General features: G+C 44.0%; 2 protein-coding genes. One reads left to right on the top strand and one right to left on the bottom strand.

The genetic code is table 11. From position 1 onward, the window contains the following. Positions 1-36 precede the first annotated feature (36 nt). Positions 37-1,200 (bottom strand): iron-containing alcohol dehydrogenase, encoded by a 1,164-nt coding sequence (locus ACI35L_RS00595; protein WP_049669703.1) that lies wholly within the window; start codon positions 1,198-1,200, stop codon positions 37-39. A 162-nt stretch (positions 1,201-1,362) separates the two neighbouring features. Here ACI35L_RS00595 and ACI35L_RS00590 point away from each other — a divergent pair, with 162 nt between their 5' ends. Beyond that, positions 1,363-1,587, top strand: a complete 225-nt coding sequence (locus ACI35L_RS00590; RefSeq protein WP_049672756.1) for a DUF378 domain-containing protein — start codon at positions 1,363-1,365, stop codon at positions 1,585-1,587. The last annotated feature ends 27 nt before the right edge of the window (positions 1,588-1,614 follow it).

The following is a 1,614-nucleotide window of genomic DNA, read 5'->3' as shown; positions in this document are numbered from 1 at the left end:
CGTTTTCTCCATACTATCCGAATTGCTGCCTCACTCTTATAGAGATGCACGCAGAATAGCTAAGACGTCTTCTTTCTTCAATTTCTTAAAGTTCCCAAATTCGCCATTCGCCATCGCTTTATCTGCCATTAAGTCCAGATTGCGATCATCTATTTCATAATCAGCCAGGCGTGTTGGTGCCCCAAGGCTTGTCCAGAAATATCGGATGTTACGGATGCAATCCTTGGCTATTTCTTCATCCGTCTTGCCAGCTGGGTCGACGTCAAATACCTCCACCCCTAAGCGTACGAACTTTTGCAGGTTTTCATGCATGCAATGCTCCATCCAATTAGGGAAGAGAATGGCCAGCCCGCCGGCATGCGGAATATCGTATACTGCCGAAACGGCATGTTCAATATTATGTGTAGCCCAATCCCCGCGGATTCCAACACTTAAGGTACCATTTAGCGCAACAGTTCCACAATAGAGAATTGTTTCCCGAAATTCATAGTTTTCCAAATCCTGTAGTAATTTGGGAGCGGTTTCTTTAACCGTTTTCAAAACGGATTCACACATCTTATCCTGCAGCGGGGTGTTCTCGCTATGATTGAAATACGTTTCAAGCACATGGGACATCATATCGACAATCCCGTAAATGGTCTGGTTCTTCGGTACTGTAAATGTGTTAACGGGATCTAATATGGAAAATTGAGGATATGTATGCACAGAGCCCCAGCCATATTTCTCTTTTGTTTCCCAATTGGTAATAACGCTTCCCGAGTTCATCTCTGAACCGGTCGCCGCAATTGTAAGGATGGTCCCAAATGGAAGGGCACTCTCCACAGGAGCCTTCTTCGTAATTAAATCCCATGCATCCCCTTCATATCGGGCTCCAGCCGCAATTGCCTTTGTACAGTCAATGACGCTTCCTCCGCCAATGGCAAGCAGGAAATCAATCCCCTCCTCTTTACAGATTTCAACTCCTTTATGAACTGTGCTTAACCTCGGGTTCGGTTCAACCCCCTGCAATTCATGATAAACGAGTCCCCTTTTCTCCACCTGTGAGATGACGCGGTCATATAAACCATTCCGCTTAATACTGCCTCCCCCATATACCAAAAGAACCCGCTCGACATCAGCTGGAATCCATTCATTTAACTGCTCTACAGTATCTTTCCCAAAAACAAGTTTTGTTGGATTAAAATAAGCAAAATTTTGCATAACGACACTCCTTTTTTTGCTGCCATGATGGATAGATCCGCAGCTATCTATTTTATTGTATCAATTCTTCATTCCCGTCAGAAAGAAGCATAAAACATGAATAAGATTCAGCTGAATAATCCATTCTATGAGTGTAAGATTCACCTTCAAGGAGGAAATGAAATGAGTTGGATTCAACGTACAGCACTATTATTAACCATTATCGGTGCCATTAACTGGGGATTGATTGGATTTTTCCAATTTGATTTAGTAGCCACTGTGTTTGGCGGCGGAAGCCAAGCCGGCGGTTTTGCCCGCGTTATATACGCTCTTGTCGGCATTGCCGGACTGATTAATCTAGGCCTCCTCTTTCGACCAAGTGAAGAAATCAGCACACAGCGGGTATAACAACAGCCCTTTAGCAGTAAATTAAAG

The organism is Pradoshia sp., from assembly GCF_051873915.1.
Classification (GTDB): domain Bacteria; phylum Bacillota; class Bacilli; order Bacillales; family Pradoshiaceae; genus Pradoshia.
Note: the sequence above shows the minus strand (reverse complement) of the source record. Positions and strands in the feature narration are given on the sequence as shown.

Bases quoted from the DNA above. Each gene is read 5' to 3' on its own strand.
- ACI35L_RS00595 (WP_049669703.1), bottom strand. From the start codon at position 1,200: ATGCAAAATTTTGCTTATTTTAATCCAACAAAACTTGTTTTTGGGAAA.
- ACI35L_RS00590 (WP_049672756.1), top strand. From the start codon at position 1,363: ATGAGTTGGATTCAACGTACAGCACTATTATTAACCATTATCGGTGCC.